The 25,003-nt window shown below is 55.6% G+C and carries 26 protein-coding genes; 8 read left to right on the top strand and 18 right to left on the bottom strand.

From position 1 onward, the window contains the following. Nucleotides 1-104: 104 nt before the first annotated feature. Nucleotides 105-1,223, top strand: coding sequence for an App1 family protein (locus ZBT109_RS00240; RefSeq protein ID WP_027704394.1), 1,119 nt, complete (start codon nucleotides 105-107; stop codon nucleotides 1,221-1,223). A 56-nt stretch (nucleotides 1,224-1,279) separates the two neighbouring features. Further along, a complete protein-coding gene (locus tag ZBT109_RS00235) occupies nucleotides 1,280-1,663 on the top strand; it encodes a glutaredoxin family protein (protein ID WP_051523630.1) in 384 nt (127 codons plus the stop codon). A gap of 129 nt (nucleotides 1,664-1,792) precedes the next feature. Here the strand turns inward: ZBT109_RS00235 and ZBT109_RS00230 are convergent, their stop codons facing one another. The 3 genes from ZBT109_RS00230 to ZBT109_RS00220 all read right to left on the bottom strand — a co-directional run bounded on the left by ZBT109_RS00230 (nucleotide 1,793) and on the right by ZBT109_RS00220 (nucleotide 5,157). Beyond that, nucleotides 1,793-2,734 (bottom strand): hypothetical protein, encoded by a 942-nt coding sequence (locus ZBT109_RS00230; protein WP_027704392.1) that lies wholly within the window; start codon nucleotides 2,732-2,734, stop codon nucleotides 1,793-1,795. A 14-nt stretch (nucleotides 2,735-2,748) separates the two neighbouring features. Beyond that, on the bottom strand, nucleotides 2,749-3,696 hold the full coding sequence (locus tag ZBT109_RS00225; protein ID WP_027704391.1) for a hypothetical protein: 948 nt from the start codon (nucleotides 3,694-3,696) through the stop codon (nucleotides 2,749-2,751). 576 nt (nucleotides 3,697-4,272) lie between these two features. Next, the gene (locus tag ZBT109_RS00220; protein WP_027704390.1) at nucleotides 4,273-5,157 is read right to left on the bottom strand and encodes a LysR family transcriptional regulator; all 885 of its coding nucleotides are present in this window, start codon (nucleotides 5,155-5,157) and stop codon (nucleotides 4,273-4,275) included. A gap of 115 nt (nucleotides 5,158-5,272) precedes the next feature. Between ZBT109_RS00220 and ZBT109_RS00215 the strand changes: the two genes are divergently transcribed. Both ZBT109_RS00215 and ZBT109_RS00210 read left to right on the top strand, forming a co-directional pair. Beyond that, nucleotides 5,273-6,259 (top strand): aldo/keto reductase, encoded by a 987-nt coding sequence (locus tag ZBT109_RS00215; protein WP_027704389.1) that lies wholly within the window; start codon nucleotides 5,273-5,275, stop codon nucleotides 6,257-6,259. A gap of 224 nt (nucleotides 6,260-6,483) precedes the next feature. Then, nucleotides 6,484-7,662, top strand: a complete 1,179-nt coding sequence (locus ZBT109_RS00210; RefSeq protein ID WP_197714356.1) for an MFS transporter — start codon at nucleotides 6,484-6,486, stop codon at nucleotides 7,660-7,662. 192 nt (nucleotides 7,663-7,854) lie between these two features. Here the strand turns inward: ZBT109_RS00210 and ZBT109_RS00205 are convergent, their stop codons facing one another. Next, nucleotides 7,855-8,475 (bottom strand): LysE/ArgO family amino acid transporter, encoded by a 621-nt coding sequence (locus tag ZBT109_RS00205; protein ID WP_027704387.1) that lies wholly within the window; start codon nucleotides 8,473-8,475, stop codon nucleotides 7,855-7,857. Between the two features lie 113 nt (nucleotides 8,476-8,588). On the opposite strand from ZBT109_RS00205, the gene ZBT109_RS00200 reads away from it, so the two are divergent. Then, a complete protein-coding gene (locus tag ZBT109_RS00200; RefSeq protein ID WP_027704386.1) occupies nucleotides 8,589-9,503 on the top strand; it encodes a LysR family transcriptional regulator ArgP in 915 nt (304 codons plus the stop codon). Between the two features lie 180 nt (nucleotides 9,504-9,683). Here ZBT109_RS00200 and glmS read toward each other — a convergent pair whose 3' ends face one another. The 3 genes from glmS to glmU all read right to left on the bottom strand — a co-directional run bounded on the left by glmS (nucleotide 9,684) and on the right by glmU (nucleotide 13,898). After that, complete coding sequence (gene glmS, locus ZBT109_RS00195) at nucleotides 9,684-11,516, bottom strand: glutamine--fructose-6-phosphate transaminase (isomerizing) (protein WP_027704385.1); 1,833 nt, start codon at nucleotides 11,514-11,516, stop codon at nucleotides 9,684-9,686. A 62-nt stretch (nucleotides 11,517-11,578) separates the two neighbouring features. Further along, nucleotides 11,579-12,349: a DeoR/GlpR family DNA-binding transcription regulator gene (locus ZBT109_RS00190; protein WP_027704384.1), complete on the bottom strand. Its 771-nt coding sequence runs from the start codon at nucleotides 12,347-12,349 to the stop codon at nucleotides 11,579-11,581. 187 nt (nucleotides 12,350-12,536) lie between these two features. Beyond that, nucleotides 12,537-13,898, bottom strand: coding sequence for a bifunctional UDP-N-acetylglucosamine diphosphorylase/glucosamine-1-phosphate N-acetyltransferase GlmU (glmU, locus tag ZBT109_RS00185; RefSeq protein ID WP_027704383.1), 1,362 nt, complete (start codon nucleotides 13,896-13,898; stop codon nucleotides 12,537-12,539). Nucleotides 13,899-14,247: 349 nt separating this feature from the next. Here glmU and ZBT109_RS00180 point away from each other — a divergent pair, with 349 nt between their 5' ends. From ZBT109_RS00180 to ZBT109_RS00170, 3 genes are all read left to right on the top strand, one after another. Further along, on the top strand, nucleotides 14,248-14,556 hold the full coding sequence (locus tag ZBT109_RS00180; protein ID WP_027704382.1) for a hypothetical protein: 309 nt from the start codon (nucleotides 14,248-14,250) through the stop codon (nucleotides 14,554-14,556). 3 nt (nucleotides 14,557-14,559) lie between these two features. Further along, complete coding sequence (locus ZBT109_RS00175; RefSeq protein ID WP_197714355.1) at nucleotides 14,560-15,135, top strand: GNAT family N-acetyltransferase; 576 nt, start codon at nucleotides 14,560-14,562, stop codon at nucleotides 15,133-15,135. Between the two features lie 155 nt (nucleotides 15,136-15,290). Then, nucleotides 15,291-15,611, top strand: a complete 321-nt coding sequence (locus tag ZBT109_RS00170; RefSeq protein ID WP_051523629.1) for a Dabb family protein — start codon at nucleotides 15,291-15,293, stop codon at nucleotides 15,609-15,611. 138 nt (nucleotides 15,612-15,749) lie between these two features. Here ZBT109_RS00170 and ZBT109_RS00165 read toward each other — a convergent pair whose 3' ends face one another. The 11 genes from ZBT109_RS00165 to ZBT109_RS00115 all read right to left on the bottom strand — a co-directional run bounded on the left by ZBT109_RS00165 (nucleotide 15,750) and on the right by ZBT109_RS00115 (nucleotide 24,972). Then, nucleotides 15,750-16,178: a F0F1 ATP synthase subunit epsilon gene (locus tag ZBT109_RS00165; RefSeq protein ID WP_324603169.1), complete on the bottom strand. Its 429-nt coding sequence runs from the start codon at nucleotides 16,176-16,178 to the stop codon at nucleotides 15,750-15,752. A 57-nt stretch (nucleotides 16,179-16,235) separates the two neighbouring features. Continuing rightward, a complete protein-coding gene (atpD, locus tag ZBT109_RS00160; protein WP_027704379.1) occupies nucleotides 16,236-17,606 on the bottom strand; it encodes a F0F1 ATP synthase subunit beta in 1,371 nt (456 codons plus the stop codon). 105 nt (nucleotides 17,607-17,711) lie between these two features. Further along, entirely contained in the window at nucleotides 17,712-18,599 is an 888-nt protein-coding gene (gene atpG, locus ZBT109_RS00155) for a F0F1 ATP synthase subunit gamma (protein ID WP_027704378.1), read from the bottom strand. A gap of 93 nt (nucleotides 18,600-18,692) precedes the next feature. After that, nucleotides 18,693-20,234 carry a F0F1 ATP synthase subunit alpha gene (gene atpA, locus ZBT109_RS00150; RefSeq protein ID WP_027704377.1) on the bottom strand — a complete coding sequence of 514 codons (1,542 nt, stop codon included), beginning with the start codon at nucleotides 20,232-20,234 and terminating at the stop codon, nucleotides 18,693-18,695. A 16-nt stretch (nucleotides 20,235-20,250) separates the two neighbouring features. Beyond that, nucleotides 20,251-20,793: a F0F1 ATP synthase subunit delta gene (locus tag ZBT109_RS00145; protein WP_027704376.1), complete on the bottom strand. Its 543-nt coding sequence runs from the start codon at nucleotides 20,791-20,793 to the stop codon at nucleotides 20,251-20,253. Nucleotides 20,794-20,810: 17 nt separating this feature from the next. Further along, nucleotides 20,811-21,281 (bottom strand): F0F1 ATP synthase subunit B, encoded by a 471-nt coding sequence (locus tag ZBT109_RS00140; RefSeq protein WP_027704375.1) that lies wholly within the window; start codon nucleotides 21,279-21,281, stop codon nucleotides 20,811-20,813. A 65-nt stretch (nucleotides 21,282-21,346) separates the two neighbouring features. Continuing rightward, nucleotides 21,347-21,580, bottom strand: a complete 234-nt coding sequence (gene atpE, locus ZBT109_RS00135; RefSeq protein WP_038277530.1) for a F0F1 ATP synthase subunit C — start codon at nucleotides 21,578-21,580, stop codon at nucleotides 21,347-21,349. A 109-nt stretch (nucleotides 21,581-21,689) separates the two neighbouring features. Then, the gene (gene atpB, locus ZBT109_RS00130) at nucleotides 21,690-22,523 is read right to left on the bottom strand and encodes a F0F1 ATP synthase subunit A (RefSeq protein WP_027704373.1); all 834 of its coding nucleotides are present in this window, start codon (nucleotides 22,521-22,523) and stop codon (nucleotides 21,690-21,692) included. Between the two features lie 18 nt (nucleotides 22,524-22,541). Further along, the gene (locus ZBT109_RS00125) at nucleotides 22,542-22,955 is read right to left on the bottom strand and encodes an ATP synthase subunit I (RefSeq protein WP_027704372.1); all 414 of its coding nucleotides are present in this window, start codon (nucleotides 22,953-22,955) and stop codon (nucleotides 22,542-22,544) included. Between the two features lie 246 nt (nucleotides 22,956-23,201). After that, nucleotides 23,202-24,152 (bottom strand): ParB/RepB/Spo0J family partition protein, encoded by a 951-nt coding sequence (locus ZBT109_RS00120; protein ID WP_027704371.1) that lies wholly within the window; start codon nucleotides 24,150-24,152, stop codon nucleotides 23,202-23,204. A gap of 52 nt (nucleotides 24,153-24,204) precedes the next feature. Then, entirely contained in the window at nucleotides 24,205-24,972 is a 768-nt protein-coding gene (locus tag ZBT109_RS00115) for a ParA family protein (RefSeq protein WP_027704370.1), read from the bottom strand. Nucleotides 24,973-25,003: the final 31 nt, after the last annotated feature.

The following is a 25,003-nucleotide window of genomic DNA, read 5'->3' as shown; positions in this document are numbered from 1 at the left end:
TGCAGGCCGCAGTGCTTTACAAGGCTATCGCTTCACCACGCGGATAGCCCAAGGGGTGCGCGTACCGGTAAGCGTGCATTCAGTTCATCAATCGTGAGGTCTTTATGCCCCACCCCAGAAAAAGATTTTCGCAGGCGCTGCGAAGATGGTTGCAGGTCTTTGCCAGCCCCGTCCGTGAAGAGGACGACGGCGGTAAGGCTGGCATTGCCATCCATACTTATCGAGGGTATGGCTCGCACAGTGAAATCTATCTGATGGGACGTGTTTTTCGTCAGAGCCGCGTCGGCCGCAGCATGAAGCAGAGCTTCTGGCGTGACATCTTGGACGTCCTTCGCCGCATCACGCGTCGAGGCATGCCCGGCGTCAACGTTGCCGTCAGGTTCGGCGACTCCCATACCGTTGTAGACACCGATGCGGACGGATATTTCCGTGCGCATATGATGATCAATGAGCCGCTGCCCCCTAACAAGGTGTGGCACAAGGCCGAGCTCAAAGTGCTGTTTCGAAACGAAACCGTCAAAGCTCGCGCGGCGATCTACATTCCCCCACTCGAAACCGACTACGTCGTGGTCAGCGATATTGACGATACCGTCATGTACACCGGTGTTGCTAACAAAGCCAAGATGATGATCCGTCTCTTCTTCGAGAAGGCCGATCGTCGTGCGGTATTCCCCGGCGTGGCCGCGTTCTATCAGGCTCTGTTTGACGGCGGTGAAGATCGCAAGCGCCCGCTTTTGTACGTCTCGCGCGCGCCGTGGACCATCTATGAAATGCTGGTCGAGTTCTTCCGTATGCACCGCATTCCGGAAGGCCCAGTACTGTTCCTGCGCGAGTGGGGACTATCGTGGAAAAGCCCTCTGCCGCGTCGTGCCGTTCACCACAAGCAGATGGTGATCCGTCAGATGATGCAGCTCTACAAAGAACAGAGCTTCATTCTAATCGGCGATAGCGGTCAGAAGGACCCTGAGGTTTATACGCAGATGGTGCGCGAGTTCCCGTCTCGTATTAAAACCATCTATATCCGTTCGATCGACGAAAACCCCGAACGTGACAAGTCGATCAGCGAACTGGCGCGAGAAGTCCACGAGACAGGCTCGACGCTGGTACTGGCAGAAGATACGGTCAGCATGGCCCGCCATGCCCTGTCGCAAGGGTACATTTCGAAGGAAGGGTTTGCGGCCGTCCAAGAAGAAGCACGCAAGGATGAAGCGATTCGTGGCTGACGGAACAACCGGCTACCGCTCATCGGCTATCGACACTGACACAAGGACTATGTGACATGCGCAACCTCTTTCGCCTCATCAGCGCAGGCATGATGCTCGGCATGGCATGGCTGGCAACGCCAGCAATGGCAGCAACACCCGTCACGCACGACGCCAAGGTGCAGACAGCCCCCATCGCCAAGGATGCTCCGCTGGTGCTCTACTACCGCGATGACTGCCCCTACTGCTGGAACGTGATGAGCTATCTTAACGATCAGCATCGCGAACTGCCGATGAAGGAAATCAACTCTTCCGAAGCCATCTCCAATGAACTGATCATCGGTGGTGGGAAGCGTCAGGTGCCGTGCCTGCGCATTCGCGAAAACAATGGCAACAAGATCACTTGGCTGTATCAGTCCGCTGAGATCATCAAGTACCTGGACGAACATCCGCAGCCTTGATCGGCTTCAGTAGCACTAGCACGCTGCGGCCACCAAGACTTAGCTTCTAACTGACAGTCATAGAAAAAGGGCCCCGCAGGGCCCTTTCCCATCCACCGCAGTCACACACTGCGTTCTTGCTTGTCACCGTTACAGCACGGTATTGCTGATGACAGTGACTTCCGTATCGCCGCAGCCTCGCTCTTCCTCGTCGCTAAGCACATTGCGGACATGCTGTACCTGATAGCCCGTAATAGTGTCGCAACGAACAACAAAGGGCAGCCCGTCGATCTTGGTGATATGCAGGTAATCACCTTCAAACGTGATGCTGTCATCCAGAGCGGTATCTGGATCAAGGAAGGCACAAGGCCCGCCCCACCCCATGACATTCTTCGAGGCCGGCATAACTTGCACGCGAAGGCCGTTTACCTCGCCTACCGGGGTTTCCTCGCTCAACAGGCTACGGTATTCATCGAACAAGTCGGTCAGCGCACCATCCTCGCCACCGTGGCCGTGTTCCTCGGTGCTGGCCATATAGAACGTACGACGACTCAGGCAGTCCTTGAGGCCTTGAGGCATCTGCAGCTCCATGTCGATGTCATTGAGGATATGGCCGAGGGTCCGCTCTTCTGCACCATCGGCAATATATGACCAGCTGTCATCCACACGCCATGCCGCAACTTGGTCGATATCAAACTGGTAGTGATGGCCGCTCAACGCCACAACATGCAGGAAGTCTGCATCGAGATAGACAACGTCGTTGAGGTCCTCTCGCATATCGACCATGAGACGCTGTTGGCACATTGGCGAGTGATAGAGATTGCCGGTCAGCATGATGCTGACTGTACGCGCGGTGCGCTGGCGATCACCGTTGAACGGCTGGGACTGCTGTCGCAGGGCATTCACCGCTTCCTGTATCTGCGTATAACGCAGCGGATAGCCCACCGGTATGGTTTTCGGCACCACAACCTCGGAGCAGCGGTCAGCGCAGCGGATGACGTAGGGCATCAAGCTGGCATGAAAGGCCTGCAGCTCATAGTTGTAGCCCTGGCTGCTGGCGGCGTGGGTATTCATTATGGTGGTGTCTGTCATTGTGGTATTCCCCCTTAATAGTTGTAGCGTTCGTCTTGATCAATACAGACCATGTCAGAGTCGATCGTCTTACCTGTCAGCGTGTCGATCACGGCGTAACTTTCAATATCGCCGCGATTGAAGACGCCTGAGACACCATCAAACGAAGACACGCGCACTACGTGGTTTTGAATCGGCACCAGGCGAGCAATGTCATCTGCGGGGAAGGTAAAGAAGTGGAAGGGCTGGGTGTCATCGCCGAACCAGATATTGAGGTCGATACGCCACATCGCCATGGGCAATACAGTGGAGGCATCAGCCATTAGTGACTGGTACTGGGAGGCAATGTCTTCGATGGTAGCCAGCCGTTCTTTCAGATCATCTACCGTGAATGACTGAGGCAGACAACTGGCAGCAAACGCCTGCTGCAACAGCGTCGCTTCCTTACGAGCGAGACTCACTGCGTCGGCAGAAGTCGTGCTAGAGGCCGGATCACGCACGTCACGTGCTGCATCAGCATCTGTGCAAAAATCCCCGTGAAAATCGGTCAGGAACCCTCGAATACCGATCATAGGAAGCTGGTAGTAAGGGCAGTAGTATGATTTCGGAAACGCACAGCGAATATTCAGCGTGCCGTCTTCTTCGTTTAGAAAATAGCCTTCATCCAACAGCACACGGCCGATCTGGAACGTTTCCAGCTGAGAGTGCAGGCCGGACGCTTCGCGCCAGTGCATGATGCGTATCTGGCGATCGAAGCCATTGTAGGGAACGAAGCGGTGAGCAAACTGCTTCAGCCGCACCTGCCATTCGGTAAAGAACAGTCGAATCCACCCAGACGCAATGACGTCTTCGAGTGCTTCCGTATCCTGACGATTGAGAGAAGCCGCCATGCTCATCAGCTGAAGAGGGTCAGCCTTACCCATCTGTTCTAGCGTGTCCGTTCGCAGTTGTGCAGAAAGGAGAGTTTCAACATTATTATCCATTTAAGATCCCTTATTGTAATTGTTTTAGGGCGTATATATTCAAACACACTACAAACAATTCATGTGGCTTATTGGGTTGTTATTTTTAGGATGACAACCATATGACTCAATTATATTAACAACAATAATATACACAAATTATCCCGTATTAAAATAGGTTTGATGGGAATTTATCAATGTAAATATTGACTTTATCACTCCACCAAAATTTCACAAAAACACAGCAGTGGCATAGAGATACATGACATACCTGTATGCCATAAGCTTTTCTATGTTCGTAAGAATGTAATGGAAGATACAGTTTTAATGACAAGTATACAGACCATATATTTGATCTATAAAAATTACAAAAACAACATATTACCAACAACAATTATTACATTCATGCATCAGTAGTCATATTCATATAATAAGAGAATGATCGCCGCCTTCTAAAGTAAGGCTTTCACATCATTCAGCAATGACCACCGCAAAATGGAAAGGCTTCACAAAATGGCATAACGACCAGCAGGAAAGCAGCGCCGCTGCACAGCAAGCGTTGGCAATGGCCAATCGCTTTTCATTGGGTCCCGGGCATTACGATGCAAGATCAACGCTGCCGCTGAGCACATCAGCACAGTTTTCGAACAGCGCGATAAGATGATCGGCCACGGCCCGCACTCGGCGTGTATGTGCCAGCTCGGTCTGCATAGCCAGCCAAAGCGACTGATCCAGATCCAGCGTAGAGGATACGCATGAAAGAGCCGCCGAACGCGCGAGAAAATGGGGCAGCACGGCCAGCCCTGCGCCAGCGCGCGCCGCCACGACCTGGGCCATCAGGGTCGTGGTTTGCAGGCGACAGGGGCGGCCTTGCCGCTCGGCCGCTATCCACTGCGCAGCGGGCAGGTGGGCATAGTCCTCTGACCAGCCGATGAAATCGCAGGCCGTCCATGCATCGTGAGCATGAGCAGCGACATAGTCAGGCGCACCGTACAGACCAAAGCCGACCGTAGCCAGACGCCGCATCGTGATATTGCCCGCCTCGGGCTTAACCATTCGAACAGCAATATCTGCATCACGCCGATGGATATTCAGCGTGTCCACACTGCTGACCAGCTCGATATGAAGAGCAGGATGCTCCGCGAACAGCGTCGGCAGCGAGGGGGCAATAAATTCGTTTGCGATATTGTCCGTCGTGGCCAGCCTGACACAGCCCGCCACGGCATGCTGTTCCAGCGCAGATTCTTCGAAGGCGCGGGCGGCGTTTTCCAGCGCCTCAGCCTGCCCCAGCAGTGCATCGCCCCCGGAGGTCAACCGATAGCCCTGCTGATGGCGGCTGAACAGTGGCATCCCCAGCCCCGCCTCAAGACGCTCCAGACGACGCGAAACGGTCGCCACGCCCATGTCCAGCGTGTGAGCCGCGCCGCTCAGTGTGCCGCTGCGCGCGATGGCCAGAAATATGCGGGCATCATCCCAAATCACGGGTATCTCCGTCTGTATTCCAATACTGGAAAGCCGAGTTCCATTTACGTCGATATCGCCGCCCAAGATGCGGCGCCTATACTCGGGCTCATGCTTGGCATGGAGGATAACGACAATGCAGCCACGACAACTGGGTTCCGATCTCAATGTATCCGCGCTAGGACTGGGGTGTATGGGCATGAGCGAGTTTTACGGCCCGCGCGATGATACACACGCCATGCAGGTACTGGATCGCGCCATTGAGCTGGGCATCGACTTCTTCGACACCGCGGATGTCTACGGCCCCTATCATAACGAAACACTGATCGGGCGCTATTTGCACTCCCGTCGCCCGTCGCGACTCAAAATCGCGACTAAGTTTGGGATCGTACGCAAGGCCGGTGAGTATAACCGCACCATCAACAATACACCGGCTTACGCCCGCGCCTGCTGCGAAGCGTCGCTAAAGCGACTCGGCATCGAACGAATCGACCTGTACTACGTGCACCGCATCGCCGCAGACCAGCGTATAGAAGACACCATGGAAGGACTGGCGCAGCTGGTCAAGGAAGGCAAAATCGCCCATATCGGTCTGTGCGAAGTTAACGCCACCACTCTGCGCCGAGCACATGCCGTTCATCCTATCACGGCCGTACAGACCGAATACTCACTGTGGAGCCGCGAGATAGAAACTGACGTACTGCCTACCTGCCGAGCGCTGGGCATCGGTGTTGTGCCTTATTCTCCGCTGGGTCGCGGCTTCCTTACCGGGCGGTACCAGCAGGACAGTACGTTCGCTGAAGGCGACTTCCGCGCCATGCTGCCACGCTTTCAGGATGACAATCTGGTTGCCAACCTCAAGCTGGTCGATGTGATTGCGGCGCTGGCTCAGCAGAAAAGCTGTTCCAACGCGCAGATCGCACTGGCATGGCTGCTGGCACAGGGCAACGATATCGTGCCAATTCCCGGCACAACCCGCATCGCTCACCTAGAAGATAACGTAGGCGCAACACAAGTCACTCTGACAGCACAGGAATGCACGGCGCTTAGCCAAGCGATTGCCGATCTGCCTATCGCAGGTGAACGCTACACCCCAGAAGGCATGAAAGGCGTCAACGGCTGACCATATTGCCGCTTAAAAACCACAGGGGCCCAGCACATAGCGACATTTCCTGGCGCTATTGAAAGCCGCTGAGCTCTTTCGTGCAGAGCACCTGTATACCGCAGATGCTCTGTTCACCTTCCATTTTCACTGATTGCCGTGCGTCATCAGCTTTCATGCTGAGGACAGCGTGCGCCTTCATCCACTTCGTCATTCGAACACACGTTCATAAAAAGAGTACGCATGTGAACAGACACGCTCACCTGACCGATAGCACCGCTGTTTCATGGTCTCGCTGGCTGGCCGTCATCGCCCTTGGCATCAGCGCATTCGCCATCGTGACAACCGAACTGGCCCCCATCGGGCTATTATCACCATTGGCCGCCGACTTCGGGCAGACAGAGGCCCGAGCCGGATTGATTGTCACGGCTTACGCTTGGGTGGCGGCCATCATTGCCCTACTATCGGCCACCTGTCTGGGCCGCTTGCCACGCAAACCACTGCTGGTGGTGCTGATGGTCATACTGGCACTGTCCAGCCTGACGGCCGCGCAAGGCAGCCAGTTCATCACACTGCTGATGGCCCGCATGGTGGGCGCATTGGCGCATGGCGTGTTCTGGACCATCATCGGCGCAACAGCTGCTCAGCTGGTACCTGCACGTCGACTGGGCCTAGCATCGTCCATCATCTTTGGCGGCGTATCGGCAGCCAGCGTCGTCGGCATACCACTTGCTAACCTGCTCACCCAGTTTAGTGGCTGGCGTACAGCCTTCATGGCCATCGCGGCACTCTCATTGCTAACAGCACTGATCATCGCTTTCACCGTGCCACATGTCCCCCCTGCCCCATCGCTGGGCATAAAGGCCTTGCTTCAAGTGCTACGCCACCGCACGCTGGTGGCTCTTTATGCAGTGACCGCGGGGGCCATCACCGCCCATTTCGCAGCGTTCACCTATATAGAGCCAGCGCTTTCCCAACTGCTGAACATGCCCCCTACTACTGTTAGCGGGCTATTACTGATCTTTGGGCTGGCAGGTATCGCAGGCAACGTCATATCCGGCCGGTTGATGGATCGCTATCTCAAGCGTTTGGTTACCTTAGCACTCGCTGTTATTGCACTGTGCCTTATCGCTCTCAGCGCATTGCCTATTCGCGGCATGATTATGCCGCTCGCGCTTCTACTGGTGGGTTGGGGAATGGGCATTGCCATCGTTTTCGTGGGCCTTCAAACGTGGGTACTGCGTTTGGCAGGAGATGCTGCCATGCCTGCATCGGCGCTTCATGTCGCCATCTTCAATGCTGCGATCGGTGCGGGTGCTCTGCTAGGGGGAATAGTTATTACTGGCTTCGGCATAGCCGGTATGATGGTGATCATGGCGGTAGTGGTGATGTTAAGTGCGCTGTGTGTAATGCGATTGAAGTAAGCGGTCTAGCTACTAGACTGGGGAAGAACGACCAAAAAGGCCGCTGGATTACATCCAGCGGCCTTTTTACGCGCCGATTTCTACAGAGGGGCTGTTTTGAGAAAAACTCAATGAGTACTTAAATAATTTTCTTTGATATCGGCGTTTCTTCACCCAAAAGCACTCAACACATTGAGAATGAGTGGCGCTATGTCAGCACAGCGGATTTATCAGTAGCACCGCACTCATGCTCAGCATGAAGACGGCTATCATGCCGTCCAACACACGCCAAGCACGCACGCTGCCAAAGAGCGGTTGCAAGAAACGAGCGCCGTAACCCAATACCGAAAACCAAACCACACTGGCAAGACAAGCCCCAAGTCCGAACATCCAATGCGCGTCCCCTGCATAGTGCATAGAGAGACTGCCCAATAGCACCATAGTGTCGAGATACACATGTGGATTAAGGAAGGTGAACGCCAAGCAGGTCAGCAGTATCCTGCGCCAACTGCCATTGCTAGCGTTGCGCTCAGACACCAGAACATCGCTGCTTCCGAAAGCGCGCCAAGCCGCCTTCAAACCGTACAGCCCCAAGAAGGCCGCCCCGCCGAAACGCAGCACCTGCATCAGCAGCGGCCACTCTTTCACCAGCACCCCACCCCCTACGATGCCGCACATGATCAACAGGATATCGCTGCTCACTGCTACGCTGACGACTAACCCCACATGACGACGCAGTAGCCCCTGCCTCAGAATGAAAGCGTTTTGTGCACCGATCGCTATGATCAGTCCCGCGCCGCTGATAAAGCCGGCCAGTACCGCCGAGAAAAGCATGATGGTCACACCTGTATAGGAAAAGAACCCTGAGGGTGGACAAACCTGCGCAATCAGTAAAACTATCTTTTCTTGGCATTCATTAGAAAATCTAATTTGGAGCACAGACGACATTGGAACTGCTACACCCGCAACTCACCGCCTTTGCTACTGTTCTGGAAGAGGCTAGCTTTGATGCAGCCGCACGTCGGTTGTCTGTCACTCCCTCGGCCATATCGCAACGCATCAAGGCGCTAGAAGACCGGCTTGGGCAGGTTCTCATCATCAGGCAGACCCCGTGCCGCCCAACACCTGCGGGAAAGAAATTGCTGCGCCGCGTAAAGCCCATGCTGGTGCTGGAAACCGAAGCGCTACAGGACTTCACGGATGCCAGCACGACAGATTTTCCTCAGCAGCGCATTACCCTGGCGGTGAACGACGATTCGCTGGCCACGTGGGTGATAGCGGCCCTTGCTGAGCTGCATGAACAGTCCGGCTTCCTCTTCGAAATCATCGTGGATGACCAAGATTATTCACTGGCCCTACTGCGCGATGGCAAGGCCATCGGTGCGATCACAGCGGAATCTTCGGCTATACAAGGCTGCAATGTGCATGCGCTGGGCACCATGCGGTATATGGCCGTTGCGTCTCCTCGCTTTGCTGCACGCTACTTCTCGCATGGCGTTGATGCTACCTCACTGGCAACGGCCCCCATGCTGGCCTTCAATCGTAAGGATGAGCTACAGACACGTTTCATCCGTACCGTTACTGGCCGCGAGCTGACACCCCCCACGCATTATTTACCAACCTCGATAGGATTCATGGATGCTACTGCACGTGGAATGGGATGGTGCATGGCACCGGACAGCCTCGTGAACCCTGCGCTGAAACAAGGCAATGTGCAGCTCATCAAACCCGAGGTGTGGCTTGATGTTCCACTGTACTGGCAGCATGCAGCCGTGCGCTCAAGCACACTGGCATGCATCACCCGTGCATTGATGGCCGCATCTAAAACGATGCTACATGACATGCCGCGAGAGGAACGTTAGCAATGCCACCTGATAAAAAGGCCCTGAAGCGGATGCTTCAGGGCCTTTTTCGCGACGATTTTTAAGCAGTACTCATTCGCCTTATCAAAGCTATAGATACGGTAATGCCGCTAGCGGTGGGAGGTACCTGTTTACCTAGGCTAAATCACCAAACGATTTTCATTTCATATATAAAAACCGTTATTCCACCGTCACGCTTTTCGCGAGGTTACGCGGTTGATCCACATCGGTGCCTTTCAGCACAGCCACGTGATACGACAGCAGCTGTAGCGGTACGGTGTAGATGATCGGGGCGACCAGTTCATCCACCTGCGGCAGCGTCATTACATGGACGCCTTCACCTTCGCTGATGTTGGCACGGCTATCGGCAAACACGAACAGTTCGCCACCACGGGCACGGACTTCCTGCAGGTTGGACTTCAGTTTTTCCAGCAACTCATCGTTAGGTGCTACGGCGATGACCGGCATCTCGCTATCGACCAGCGCCAGCGGGCCATGTTTCAGCTCGCCTGCGGGATAGGCTTCCGCATGAATGTAGGAGATTTCCTTGAGCTTCAGTGCCCCTTCTAGAGCGATCGGGAACTGAGGACCGCGGCCAAGGAACAGGGCGTGATGCTTCTCAGCAAACGCAGCAGACAGGGTTTCGATCGCGCTATCCAGCGCCAGCGTTTCCTTCAGTACGTCTGGCAGATGACGCAGCGCCTTAACCGCGTTGGCCTGTACATCGTCGTTACCTTGGCGCTGATGACGCAGTGCCAGTGCCAGCAGCAGCAGGGCAACCAGCTGGGTCGTGAACGCTTTGGTGGAAGCGACACCGATCTCGGGGCCGGCCTGTGTCATCAGGCTCAGCTCGGACTCGCGCACCAGAGAACTACCCGGTACGTTGCAGATCGCCAGCGTGCCCAGATACTTGTTCTGAGATTGAGCGAAACGCAGTGCCGCCAGTGTATCCGCGGTTTCACCTGACTGCGACAGCGTCACAAACAGCGTGTTGCGCGGCACAACAACGTCACGGTAGCGGTATTCAGAAGCCACCTCGACCTGTGTCGGAATGCCTGCCAGCTTTTCAATCCAGTAACGTGCCACCATACCCGCATGATAGCTGGTACCACAGGCGACAATCTGAATCGCGTCGACCTGATCGAACAGCGTATCGGCAGCGGCACCGAAGGAGCGTGTCAGCACGTGATTCTCGGTCAGGCGACCTTCCAGCGTCGCGCTAACGACTCCTGCCTGTTCGTAGATCTCTTTCAACATGAAGTGGCGATAGCCACCACGACTAACGGCACCATCGCCATGTTCAAACGTGGTGATTTCACGTTCGACTGCTTTGCCAGCGTTGCGGATTTCAGCGCCTTTGCGCGTCAGACGCACGATGTCGCCTTCTTCCAGATAGATGAAGCGATCAGTTACCTGTAGCAGCGCCAACGGATCGGAACCGATGAACATCTCTTCGATGCCTACACCGACAACCAATGGGCTGCCTTTGCGAGCACCGATCAGCGTTTGCGGTTCATCTGCATGAACGACACCCAGCGCGTAGGCACCGTCCAAACGTGCAATAACGCCTTCAACGGCTGCCAAAAGATCGCCGCAACGGTCGTATTCACGCGCAACCAAATGCGCAATGACCTCGGTGTCGGTATCAGAGGTAAAGGCATACCCTTCAGCTTCGAGTTCCTGTTTGAGGCTTTCGTAGTTCTCAATGATGCCGTTATGCACTACGGCCAGTTTGTTACCGGACATGTGCGGGTGTGCGTTGCGCTCCAGCGGACGACCATGTGTAGCCCAACGGGTATGTGCAATGCCAAGGCAGCCGGGCAGGGATGCTTCTTTCAATGCATTTTCCAGTGCCGCAACCTTGCCTGCTGCACGGCGGCGTTCCAGCTGACCGTCATCTGACAGCACTGCCATACCGGCGCTATCATAGCCGCGGTATTCGAGGCGACGCAGGCCTTCCAGCAGAATGTCCTGTACCTGACGCCCTGCGATCGCACCAACGATTCCACACATGGCCTATCTCCTGAACGAAGGGGTTGAAGCAGCAAGCCGTAGGCTTGCTGCTTACGAATTTTTTAGCGAGGGGTATCCGCCACTTGGGCACGCACGACATTGACCCCTTGCGCAGTAATCGTGTCGAACAGCTCATCGCTGATCTGATCATCGGTAATCAATACATCAATAGCTGACCAGGCCAACTCGAGGTTGGGGATACGGCGCCCCATCTTGTCGGACTCGATCATCACCACAACTTCACGGGCCACATCGGCCATCACACGAGACAGATGCAGCAGCTCGTTGAAGGTGGTCGTACCTCGCTCGGGGTCGATACCGTCAGCCCCGATGAACAGCTGGTCGAAGTCATAGGCGCGCAGTACTTGCTCCGCCACCTGCCCTTGGAAAGCGCATGAGCGCTCATCCCATGTACCGCCCGTCATCAGCAGCGCGGGGCGGCTGTCCAGCTCGCGAATGGCGTTGGCCACTGCCAGCGAGTTGGTCATCACGACAAGCCCTAGCACATCGCGCAGTTCTGGAATCAGTGCTGACGTGGTGCTGCCGCTGTCGATAATGATGCGGGCATGATCGCGTATGCGCTGGCGCGCGGCCTTGGCAATGGCCAGCTTGGCCAAAGACACCACGGCAGGCTGATCGGTGCGCGGAATAAGGGCGGCTCCACCATAGCGGCGAATCAGCAGCCCCTGATGCTCAAGCAGCGCCAAGTCCTTGCGAATCGTGACCTCAGAGGTCGAAAAGTAGCGGGCCAGCGCCTCGACGCTGATCTCGCCGCGCTCTTCCAGCAGCGCCATGATTTCCGTACGGCGTGCGGGGGTGGAACGTCTGGTCATGACCGTCCTTTGAGTGTGCTTTCGACGTGGCAACGAAGAATAACAGCGCCTTCCCTTAATTTCACTTCAAAAGGTAGTATCTTTCGAATCGAAATGTAAAGCCGTGTATACCGATAACGGCAGAATCGGGCATTTGCGTTACATCCAACGACACGGCTGACCGACAGAAAGCGCTGAAGAGGGAGAATTACTGGCGTTTGGTCGGTCGCTTCCAACCCGCTTTCACGACCTGACGAGCGCGCCCGATGGCCAGGGTATCGTCGGCTACATCGCTGGTAATGACCGAGCCAGCGGCTGTCGTCGAGCGATCACCGACCTTGACGGGCGCGACCAAGGCCGTATTGGAGCCGATGAACACATCATCCCCCAATACGGTGCGCGATTTGTTGACGCCATCGTAGTTACAGGTGATTGATCCCGCTCCCACGTTAACGCGCTCGCCGACGTCTGCATCGCCGATATAGCTGAGGTGGTTGACCTTGGCCCCTTTGCCCAGCACGGCTTTCTTGATTTCGACGAAGTTGCCAACTTTGGCGCCTTCACGCAGCTCAGCACCTGGGCGCAGGCGCGCGAACGGCCCGATAGCGTTGGCACCGTCGACCTGTGCATCGTCGATCACGCTGTAGGCATCCACCTGCGTATTCGCACCGATCGTGGCATTGCGGATAATGCAGCCCGGACCGATCGCAACACCGTCGCCCAATGTTACTTGCCCTTCAAACACACAGTTGATGTCGATCAGCACATCCTGACCCACCGTCAGTTCCCCCCGAATATCAACACGCGCGGGATCGGCAACGGTAGCCCCAGCGCGCATGATGGCGTCAACCTTGACGGCCTGGTGGCAGCGCTCTAGCGCGGCCAACTGCACGCGATCGTTAACGCCTTGCACTTCGAAAGCGGCGGCTGGCTGATAGGTGTCGATAGTGACGCCTTCGGAAGCGGCCATCGCAATGATATCCGTCAGGTAGTATTCGCCCTGCGCATTGTCTGAGGACAGCGCGGGCAGCCAGCGTTTGAGCTGCGCACCCGTAGTGGCAAGAATACCCGTATTGCATTCGGTGATGCTGCGCTGTTCGTCGGTCGCATCCTTCTCTTCGACGATACCGGTGACGCGCCGCTCAGCGTCGCGCACGATGCGTCCATAGCCGTACGGATTGTCGAGCATTACCGTCAGCAGCGACAGCGTAGCAGGCGAGACTTTCTCGACCATGGCGGCCAGCGTATGCGGTGCGATCAGCGGAACATCGCCGTACAGGATCAACACGGCGCCGTCCCCGATCTGTTCCAACGTCTGAGCCACCGCATGCCCAGTACCTTTCTGCTCGGTTTGGCGGGCGAAGCTAACGCCGCGCCCTGCCAATGCCTGCTCGACCTGTTCGGCCCCATGACCGACGACGACGTGAGTGCGGCTGTCCGGCAGCGTATCGGCAGCGTCGATGACATGTGCCACCATCGGCTTACCACCGATCTGGTGCAGCACCTTCGGCAGTTTCGAACGCATACGGCTACCCTGACCGGCAGCAAGGATGACAACGTCGAGCGACATGGGAGTTCCTCTGGATGAATCGGTCACCCTGCAGGGCGACGGCATGACGGGTTCACGAAGCGGGATCGACTCACCGCCGATCTTTCCGCACAGACAGATAGGGAACATGGTAGCAGCATCGGCCCCTAGGTTTCATTCCGAAAGATAGCAACACAACACAACGACAATAAACATCACACCGATATACAGGGAGCACCATTTTCGTGCACCTCATCCCACCGCTAACGTCATTCCATCAGCCGTGGCGCTCTCGACGCTACCGCACACACTCATAGCAAGCGAGAATGATCTACACGGCACCGTAGCAATATGCATATCACAGCCGCAGATTCATTATGGGGGCCACATCGTGTACGACGATATCAAGCAACGCGCCACTGAGATCATAATCGGTCTCGAAAAGGAGCATGTCAGTGCAGAAAGCGACAACGAAAGAGCCGTAATTGCCCAAGCACTGGAACGCTATCGTCGATTCATGGCATCAGTGGAAAATCATTCCCTTCCCATTTATAAGAAGACCTGCCTTATATACGGCAATGCTAGAATCGCCATTGATAATGGCGGCCATTATTATCATAAGATCTATAGCGACATGGCTGATTTTGAACGTTATTTGGCAGAAGTTGCCGTCGATCCACGCGACCAAAGGAAACGCTAGCTCATGTTGAATAGGCACGAACCAATGACCCTAGAGACGAAACGCCTAACATTGCGTCAATGGACAACGCCTGATATAGCAGCGTTCAACACCATGTCAGCAAATCCCGAGGTGATGCGCTATTTTCCAGCCATATTGACGCAAGAGCAGAGCACGCAACTCGCCTTATCCTTGCAAGGCGACATTGCCAAGCAAGGGTGGGGGCTGTGGGCGGTCGCACTAAAAGAAACCGGCGAATTCATCGGCTTTACCGGCCTTCGCCACCAAACTGGTGATATTCCGCTTAGCCCTTTCATTGAAATAGCATGGCGGCTAGATGAGCGCTTCTGGCACCAAGGCTACGCGTCCGAAGCCGCGAAGGCTGCGCTATCCTTTGCCTTCCGCGAGCTGGATGCACCTACGGTGCTTGCTTTCACGACGTGCACCAATGCACCGTCCATCGCGCTAATGCAACGTATCGGCATGCGTAAGCTGAATCAGGACTTCAAGCACCCTTTGCTTGATCGGAATCATCCACTTGCCGATCATGTGCTGTACATCATTGATCGTGAAGAATGGCAGCCGTCCGGTGATATATAACCGAGTCAATAAGGCTGATTTAGACGTCCATAAATCAGTGTTTAAACACTCGTATTACCTCTACACTATCGGAGCCATACGCGCTGTAATCAACGGTGGGAAATTAAGCCCATAATATTGTTACCTATTATATATAAGAAATAAGGAGTCACCCGATGATTATTCACAACGCTATCTTTCAGCTGAATCCGGCGCTGACACAGCAGCAGATTGACGAACTGGGTCAAGCCTTTCTCGGGATGAAGGACCGCATTCCGACTATTCGTGATATCAGCTGGCACGACAATATCACCGATGAACCCCTCCACCACGGTTTCATGCACGTGCTGCGCGTCGTGTTCGATGATAAGGCCGGTCTGGACACCTATGTGCCTCACCCGTATCACGCTGAAGTCTGCGAGAAATACCTGCTGCCAGCGCTGAAATCCGACGTGCAGACGTCCGTCCTGGTACTGGATCACGAACTGGCGGACTGATCACCGCAGCAATGGGAACGCAGGGCGCCCATCTTTCGTGCCGTTAATGACGCTTCGCTCTTTCCCATGAAAAACGCCTCTTTCCCTTGATAAGGAAAAGAGGCGTTTCTATACGATTGAGCCGCAAGCGGCGTGCAATCAACGTTTCTGCTTTTGCTTGTACGTCTGCAACGTACGCAGGCGCGCATTGGCCTTGGCAATATCAGAAAGCGCTTTCGAGAAGTTGATCTCGTCGACTTTGTCTTTCTTGCGCTGTTCAGCACGTTCGCGCGCACGTTTGGCCTCGGCTTCGTCGAGGTCTTTCGCACGTGCTGCCGTATCGGCCAGAATCGAGATCATGTGTGGCTGCACTTCAAGGAAGCCGCCGGACACATACAGCACCTCTTCCTTGCCGCCTTCGAGGCGGATCTCGACAGGCCCCGGAGCCAGCTGGGTCAGCAGGGGAGCATGTCCTGGGCGAATACCCATTTCACCTTCGACCCCGCAGGCCACAACCTGCTCGACCAGACCTGAAAAGATCGACTTCTCAGCGCTGACGATATCGCATTGGACGCTTCTTGCCATCATGCATTCTCCTGGTCAGCACAGCGGCTCATCAGAGCCGCTGAATGTCTCGCTAGGCAATTAGAGGGTTTTGGCCTTCTCGACCGCTTCCTCGATACCACCGACCATGTAGAACGCCTGTTCGGGCAGATCGTCGTAGTCACCATTCAGGATGGCTTTGAAGCCAGCAATGGTGTCTTGCAGCGATACGTATTTACCCGGAGAGCCTGTGAAGACCTCTGCAACGAAGAACGGCTGGGACAAGAAGCGCTGAATCTTACGAGCGCGTGCCACAACGTTTTTATCTTCGTCGGACAGTTCGTCCATACCAAGAATCGCGATGATGTCTTTCAGTTCTTTGTAGCGCTGCAGAACGTTCTGGACTTCACGAGCGGTGTTGTAGTGATCTTCACCGACGACCAGCGGGTCAAGCTGACGAGAGGTAGAGTCGAGCGGATCAACGGCCGGATAGATACCCAGCTCAGCGATCTGACGCGACAGTACGATGGTTGCATCAAGGTGAGCAAACGTCGTAGCAGGAGACGGGTCGGTAAGGTCATCCGCGGGAACGTAGACGGCCTGCACGGAAGTGATGGAACCCACTTTCGTAGAGGTGATACGTTCCTGCAACATACCCATTTCTTCTGCCAGTGTCGGCTGATAACCCGCAGCAGACGGCATACGACCCAGCAGTGCCGATACTTCGGTACCTGCCAGTGTGAAACGGTAGATGTTATCGATGAACAGCAGTACGTCACGGCCTTCATCACGGAATTTTTCCGCAATAGTCAGACCCGTCAGCGCTACGCGCAGGCGGTTACCGGACGGTTCGTTCATCTGACCGTATACCAGTGCAACCTTGTCCAGAACGTTGGATTCGGTCATTTCGTGGTAGAAGTCGTTCCCTTCACGAGTACGCTCACCCACACCGGTGAATACGGAATAACCGGAGTGCTCGGCCGCGATGTTACGGATAAGCTCCATCATGTTGACGGTCTTACCTACACCCGCACCACCGAACAGACCAACTTTACCACCCTTAGCAAACGGGCAGATCAAGTCGATGACTTTGATACCCGTTTCCAGCAGGTCATTGTTGGCTGACTGTTCGTCGTAGCTCGGGGCGTGACGGTGAATGGACATCTTCTCGTCACTGATCGGGCCTTTCTCGTCGATCGGCTGACCAAGAACGTTCATGATACGGCCCAGCGTGGCTGTACCGACCGGAACCTGAATCGCTGCGCCCGTGTTCTGAACAGTCAGACCGCGTTTCAGACCTTCGGTAGAACCCATGGCGATGGAACGTACGACGCCATCACCCAACTGCTGCTGAACTTCCAGTACGGTTTCCGTGCCATCGACGTTCAGGGCGTCATAGACCTTGGGCACGTCATTGCGCGGAAACTCCACATCGATGACCGCGCCGATGATTTGTACGATACGTCCGCTCATCTGGTTGGTGTCCTCTAAATCCTGCTGAAACCTGTTGTGCCGCGTCGGCACAAAGCCTGCGCCTACAATGGCGCCATTGCGGGGGCTATCACATGACCGTCAGGGTCAGACAGCGGCCGCACCACCCACGATCTCGTTGATTTCCTGCGTGATCGCGGCTTGACGCTCTTTGTTGTAGAGCAGCTGCAGGTCGTTAATCAGTTCACTTCCGTTATCGGTGGCGTTCTTCATTGCGATCATGCGAGCAGCTTGCTCACAGGCAATGTTTTCGACCACGGCCTGATACACCTGGGACTCGACGTAGCGAACCAGCAGGGTATCCAGAAGCGTGCGTGCATCCGGCTCGTACAGATAGATCCAGTGACCTTTTGGCAGGATGTCTTCTTCTTTCTCATCCGGCTCAACATCACTAGCATCAATCGGAAGCAGAGTGCGTGCCGTCGGCTGCTGCGTCATGGTGTTCACGAATTCGTTGGACACCAGCACCAAGCGGTCCAGCTGACCTTCGTCGTAAGCATCAAGCATAACCTTGATACTGCCGATCAGATCGCTGGCGACGGGGGCATCACCCAAGCCGTCTTCAGACGCCATCACTTCACCGCCGTATTGCCGGAAGAACGAGGCCGCCTGACGACCAATGGTGCAGAATGCAACGCCAACACCTTGATCACGCCACGTCTGTGCGTCCTTGAGTGCCGCCTTGAACACATTAATGTTCAGACCACCGCACAGCCCACGGTCGCTGGAAATGACGATATAACCTACACGGTTGACCTGTTCACGCGGCACCAGATAAGGGTGACGGTAATCCAAGTTGGCATTGGCCGTGTGGTGGCATACTTCACGAATCTTGCGCGCATAAGGCTTGCCCGCCTCCATGCGCTCCTGAGAACGACGCATTTTAGATGCGGCCACCATCTGCATGGCGCTGGTGATCTTCTGCGTGTTCTTGATACTGCCGATCTGCGACTTGATATCTTTAATGGCTGCCATGGCGACCTCCTGTTCAAACCCGTAAGCCAATGGTCCGGCGAATCACCGGCCGAACCACGGCTTCAATCGTGCGGTAAATGACGTTCCGCGCGCTTAGTTACGGGTTGACTTGAAACGTTCAACGGCGTCTTTCAGGCCTTTCTGAATGTCGTCGTTGTAGTCGCCAGAAGCATCAATCGTATCAAGCAGAGGCTGATGTTCAGCGTGCATGAAGTCGATCAGATCACGTTCGAAGCTCAGTACGTCGCTGACTGCGATGTCAGAGAGATAGCCTTCGTTCGCGCAGTACAGCACGACAGCCATTTCGGAAACGGCCAGCGGTGAGTACTGTTTCTGCTTCATAAGCTCGGTAACGCGTTCACCGTGTTCGAGCTGTTTGCGCGTAGATTCGTCAAGGTCAGATGCGAACTGAGAGAACGCTGCCAGCTCACGATACTGCGCCAGAGCCAGACGGATACCACCGCCCAGTTTCTTGATGATCTTGGTCTGCGCTGCACCACCTACACGAGAAACCGACAGACCGGCGTTGATCGCAGGACGGACACCAGAGTTGAACAGACTGGTTTCCAAGAAGATCTGACCGTCGGTGATGGAGATAACGTTGGTCGGTACGAAGGCCGATACGTCACCACCTTGGGTTTCGATGATCGGCAGTGCCGTCAGAGAACCCGTTTTACCTTTCACTTCGCCTTTGGTGAACTCTTCAACGTATTCGACGTTGACACGAGCAGCACGTTCCAGCAGGCGGGAGTGGAGGTAGAACACATCACCCGGGTAGGCTTCACGGCCCGGCGGACGTTTCAGCAGCAGGGAAATCTGACGATATGCCCATGCCTGCTTGGTCAGATCGTCGTAGACGATCAGCGCGTCTTCACCGCGGTCGCGGAAGTATTCACCCATCGTGCAGCCGGCATACGGTGCAATGTACTGCATGGCAGCCGGATCAGAAGCACCCGCCACGACGACAATGGTGTGTTCCATTGCACCGTGTTCTTCGAGCTTGCGCACGATGTTGGCAACGGTGGACTGTTTCTGGCCGACAGCGACGTAGATACAGGTAACACCTTTGCCTTTCTGGTTGATGATGGCGTCAATAGCGATCGCGGATTTACCGATCTGACGGTCACCGATGATCAGCTCGCGCTGACCACGACCTACCGGCACCATGGAGTCGATCGCTTTCAGACCCGTCTGGATCGGCTGATCGACGCTCTGGCGGGAGATAACACCCGGAGCGATCTTTTCAACAGCGTCGGTCTCGGTGGTACTGAGATCGCCTTTGCCGTCAATGGGGTTACCCAGTGCATCGACAACGCGGCCGATCAGTCCACGACCTACCGGCACCTGAAGAATGCGGCCGGTACATTTACCGATCATGCCTTCTTGCAGGTTCTCATAGTCACCCAGGACCACGACACCAACGCTGTCGCGTTCAAGGTTCAAAGCCATACCGTAAATGCCGCCGGGGAATTCGATCATTTCCCCGTACATGGCATCGTTAAGGCCGTGGATGGTCACGATACCGTCAGCAACACTGACGATCGTGCCTTCATTACGTGCTTCTGCGCGAACATCAAGATGCTCGATACGGCTCTTGATGATGTCGCTGATTTCGGAAGGATTCAGTTGCTGCATGCCATGTCCCTCGACTTCAGGCTGTCAGTGCGCTGCGGAGTTGCGCTAAGCGTCCACGGACGGAACCGTCGATGACGGTGTCTCCTGCGTGAACGATAACGCCACCGATCAGCGACTGATCCACTGAAGTGGTGATAGAGATTTCGCGATTGAGGCGCTTAGCCAACGCTTCTGCGAGCTTGTTCTGCTGAGCTTCAGTAAGCGGAAAGGCGCTGATCAGCTCAACGCGAGCCTGTTTCTCATGATCAGCGCGGGCAGCATCAAACTGCGCGGCGATTTCCGGCAGGGCTTCAAGACGCCCTTCTTCAGCCAAGACCTTGACGAAATTGCCACCGAGCTCATCGAGCTCGCTCTGGCAGATCGCGATGATCTGCTCTGCCTTCTGGGCGTAATCAATGCGCGGGTCATCAAGCAATTCAACGACACGCTCATCGGCGACCACAGCGGCGAGCAGTTCGAGCATTCTGGACCACGCGGGCAAGGCGTCATGCGCTAGAGCCAACTCAAAGGCAGCTCGCGCATAAGGTCTCGCAACCGTGGGCGTATTCGACTGTGCCATGGTGACGTGACCTCCTGTCAGAGCTCGGCAGCGAGCTTGTCGAGCAGATCACTGTGTTTCTGCTCGTCAACGGACGCCTCCAGAATGCGCTCTGCCCCTTCTACGGCCAGAGCGGCGACTTGACTACGCAGATCGCGACGAGCCTTTTCAGTTTCCTGCGCAACCGCGTTACGCGCGTCTTCGATGATCCGGTCACCCTCGGCACGCGCCTTTTCCTGTGCCTCTTCGATCAGGTGATTGGAACGAATACGTGCCTGCTCGATGATCTTCGAGGTTTCATCACGCGCGCCACGCAGAATGCGCTCGGCTTCCTGTTTGGCTGCCGCCAGCTCTTTATCCGCGCGGTCGGAAGCACTTAAACCTTCCGCTATTTTCTGTTCGCGTTCATGCATCGCCTTCTGAAGAGGCGGCCACACGAACTTCATGCAGAACCAGACAAAGATCGCAAACGAGATCAATTGTCCGATTAATGTCAGGTTGATGTTCACAGGTCAGTACCTTTAACGATTCGTGGCAAACCGAGAGTGAAAAGCCAGTTCTTCGTTCAGGACGCTTAGTGACCAGCAACAACGAAGATCAGGTACAGGGCGATACCAACACCGATCATCGGAACGGCGTCAAGCAGACCGGTCATAAGGAAGGTACGACCCATCAGCTGGCTGTCCAGCTCAGGTTGGCGAGCGATGGACTCGAGCAGACGGCCACCCAGCAGGCCAAAGCCGATACCCGTACCAACAGCGGCCAGACCGATCATGATAGCTGCAGCAACATAGACAAGTTCTTGCATGGCGAGTAACTCCAGATTAAGCCAGATTTCGACGGTTGTTTAAGATGCAGTTTCTCAGATTTCTCTGCTGATCCACTGCACGTTCTGCAAGGGAATAATGCTCTATTTCTCAGTGCTTCTCATGTGCCTGGCTGAGGTACACCACAGTCAACATCATGAAGATGAAGGCCTGAAGCGGAATGACAAGCACGTGGAAGATGGCCCATGGTGCACTCAGCACCCACTGTACCCACCAAGGCAGCAGTGCGATCAGGATAAAGATGACCTCGGCAGCGAACATGTTACCGAACAGTCGCAGTGCCAGAGACAGCGGTTTGACGAACAGACCGACCAGCTCAAGCACCAAGTTGAAGGGGATCATTGCCCAGTGGTTCATCGGCTGAGACGTCAGCTCTTTAACGAAACCACCCACACCTTTGATCTTGAAGCTGTAGAAGAGAATCAGCAGGAAGACCCCGATCGACAGACCGAAGGTGATGTTGACGTCCGCGGTGGCCAGAGTACGCATATGCGGGGCGCCCAGCATGCTAGCGATCAGCGGAATGAGGTCGACAGGCAGGATATCCATGATGTTCATCATGAGCACCCAGACGAATACGACCAATGCCAGCGGCGCGATGACCGGGCTTTTACCATGGAAGGAATTGCGAACGAGGTTGCCCACGAAACCTATCAGCATCTCGACGAAGTTCTGTACCTTGCCAGGCTGATCGGAGGTTGCCTTGACCGCCACTCGACGCAGGAACCACATCATCAAGATCCCGAGGACGAGTGCCCAACCCATGGTATCAAGGTTGATGGACCAGAAACCCATTGCCTTCGCCTGTGCAGCGTCATGGGCGGTCATCAATTGACCCGTGCTCTTGTCTAGGCCAAAGACCCAGCTTTGGAGGTGGTGGTTGATGTACTCCGAAGAGGTCATCGCTGTTTCTTGTTCGGCCATGGGTACGCCTCAAGTTCGTCAGGGAGTGACGCGCGCCTTCGTACGCCAGCAGCAGAGCTGCGGTACAAGGCAGGTCACTGCGTATGCAGAGAAAAACAGTACCGGATGCGCCGGGGGCAGCTTCACGAAAACGATGACGAACAACGCCATTGAGAGCGTAAATTTGCCAACCTGAGCGCGATACAGGTTACTCACATGTTGTTTCGCCTGTCGTGAGCCACGTGGTCGCAGAAAGCGACAAGCGAAGTACAGTGCAGGCACCATGCAGACCACGCTACCCAACAGCGCGCTCAACACGGCCCCGCTCCCGACCAGCACCCATGCCAAGGCAGCCAGCAATACCGCCGTCAGACACTGTCTGATCAGCAGCCTTGCAGGCATGTCCTGATAAGGGCGGCGCTGGGCGAGGTGAACTCGTGGTACTTGCTTCATGTGTCAGTCTTGGCCGGTTCGATAACAACCATTGAAAAGCCTTGAATCAGCAAGTCCTTGCTAGCCATACAGTTACCACCGCTGACCAAGCCACATTAAAACCATCGGGATTATATGGAACCCCGCAACGTCCGGCAAACCGCGGTCCCATATTACGCTTTTTGCGCGTTTTTGCAGGAATGGATAGCCTGCAAACCCTTTTGCGAGACAATCCGTCGCATCCGTAAGTCGCGGGCGGCCGTTGCCTTAGCGAATATGCGCCAATATTCCATCCAACTCATCAAGACTGGTATAGCGAATGGTGACATTTCCCTTTCCGCTCGCTTTGTGATCAATCTTGACGGCAGCACCTAGCAGTTCACCTAACCGCTGCTCAAGCCCCGCCACATCAGCGGAGGGCTGCGCTGCAGTATTTGCTGTTTCTTTCTTTTCGGCGGCAATGCGGCGAACTAAAGCTTCAGTTTGTCGCACCGTCAGTGATTTGGTCGCCACTTCTTTTGCCGCTTTGCGCTGCCGAGTGCCCTTAAGCGCCAGTAAAGCTCGGGCGTGACCCACATCAATCTCGTGTTTCTCTAGCCGCTCGCGTACGTCACTTTCCAGCGACAGCAGACGTACAAGGTTGGCGATCTGGGCGCGTGATTTGCCCACGGCATCAGCGGTCTGCTGCTGGGTCAGGCCAAACTCATCCATCAGCCGACGCAGCGCGACCGCTTCGTCGATAGGGCTGAGGTCTTCACGCTGAATGTTTTCGATCAGGGCCAGCGCCAGTGCTGTTTCATCGTCCAGCTCGCGCACGATGGCAGGCACGGTGTCCAGCTCGGCCAGCTGTGCGGCGCGCCAGCGGCGTTCACCGGCAATGATTTCATAGCGGGGAGCATGGGGCTTGCCGCTCACCAAGGGGCGAACGACCAGAGGCTGCATAATGCCGCGAGCACGGATAGAGGCCGCCAGTTCATCAAGCGCTTCCGGCGGAAATTCGCGGCGCGGCTGATACTCGCCGCGCTGGAGCTGCATGATAGGCAAGCGCACCAGCTGCTCTGCCGGGGCGGTTACCGCGGAAGATGTGGCGTCGTGAGCGCTGATAGAAGAATCGTCAACAGCATTGCCTGCTGCCAAGGACGTGTGTCGGCCACGGGAACGGGCCCCTGCACCAATCAGGGCATCCAGCCCTCTGCCCAGAGCACGTTTGCGTGTCATGAGTGCCTCTCTGCGATAGATACGATAAGTCTGGCGGTGTGCCGCTCAGTCATCACAAGCCCAGACGCTTGATCAGCTCCTTGGCCAGCACGCGGTACGCATGGGCGCCACGCGACAGCTTGGCATAGCGCGTCACGGGCATGCCGTGGCTCGGTGCTTCCGCCACGCGGATGTTGCGCGGGATAGCCGCTTTGAGCAGAGCGTCGCCGAAGTGATCGGATAGCTGCTTGCTGACGTCGCGCGTCAGCATGATGCGGTTGTCGTACATAGTGCGGACGATACCGCTGATCGCCAGATCAGGATTCACGGACGCACGGATCTGCTCGACGGTATCCAGCAGTGCTGACAGGCCTTCCAGTGCATAGAACTCGCATTGAAGCGGAATCAGCACCCCGGTGGACGCTGTCAGCGCATTGACGGTCAGCATGTTCAGGGAGGGTGGGCAATCGATCAGGATGACGTCGTAATCGGCGGCCACAGCGGCAATGGCTTCGGACAGGCTGCGTTCGTGATGTTCGTTCTGCAATAGATCAACTTCGGCAGCGGTCAGATCACCGTTGCCAGGCAGCAGGTCATAGCCAAAATCGGTGCCTAAGATGGCATTGTAGGCCGACGTATCGCCCATCAATACATCCAGCACACTGCCGTGCTCAAGATCGTATTTATCGACACCGCTACCCATGGTGGCATGGCCCTGCGGATCAAGGTCGATCAGCAGAACGCTTTTCTTCAGGCCCGCCAGCGAAGCGGCCAGATTGACGGCTGTGGTGGTCTTCCCTACCCCACCTTTCTGATTGGTTACCGCTATGATCTGGGTCACGACGTATTTCCTTGACGACGTTGTTTCTTGT

Origin of the sequence: Zymobacter palmae (assembly GCF_003610015.1) — a bacterium.
GTDB lineage: Bacteria > Pseudomonadota > Gammaproteobacteria > Pseudomonadales > Halomonadaceae > Zymobacter > Zymobacter palmae.
This window is presented reverse-complemented; position numbering and strand designations above follow the sequence as displayed.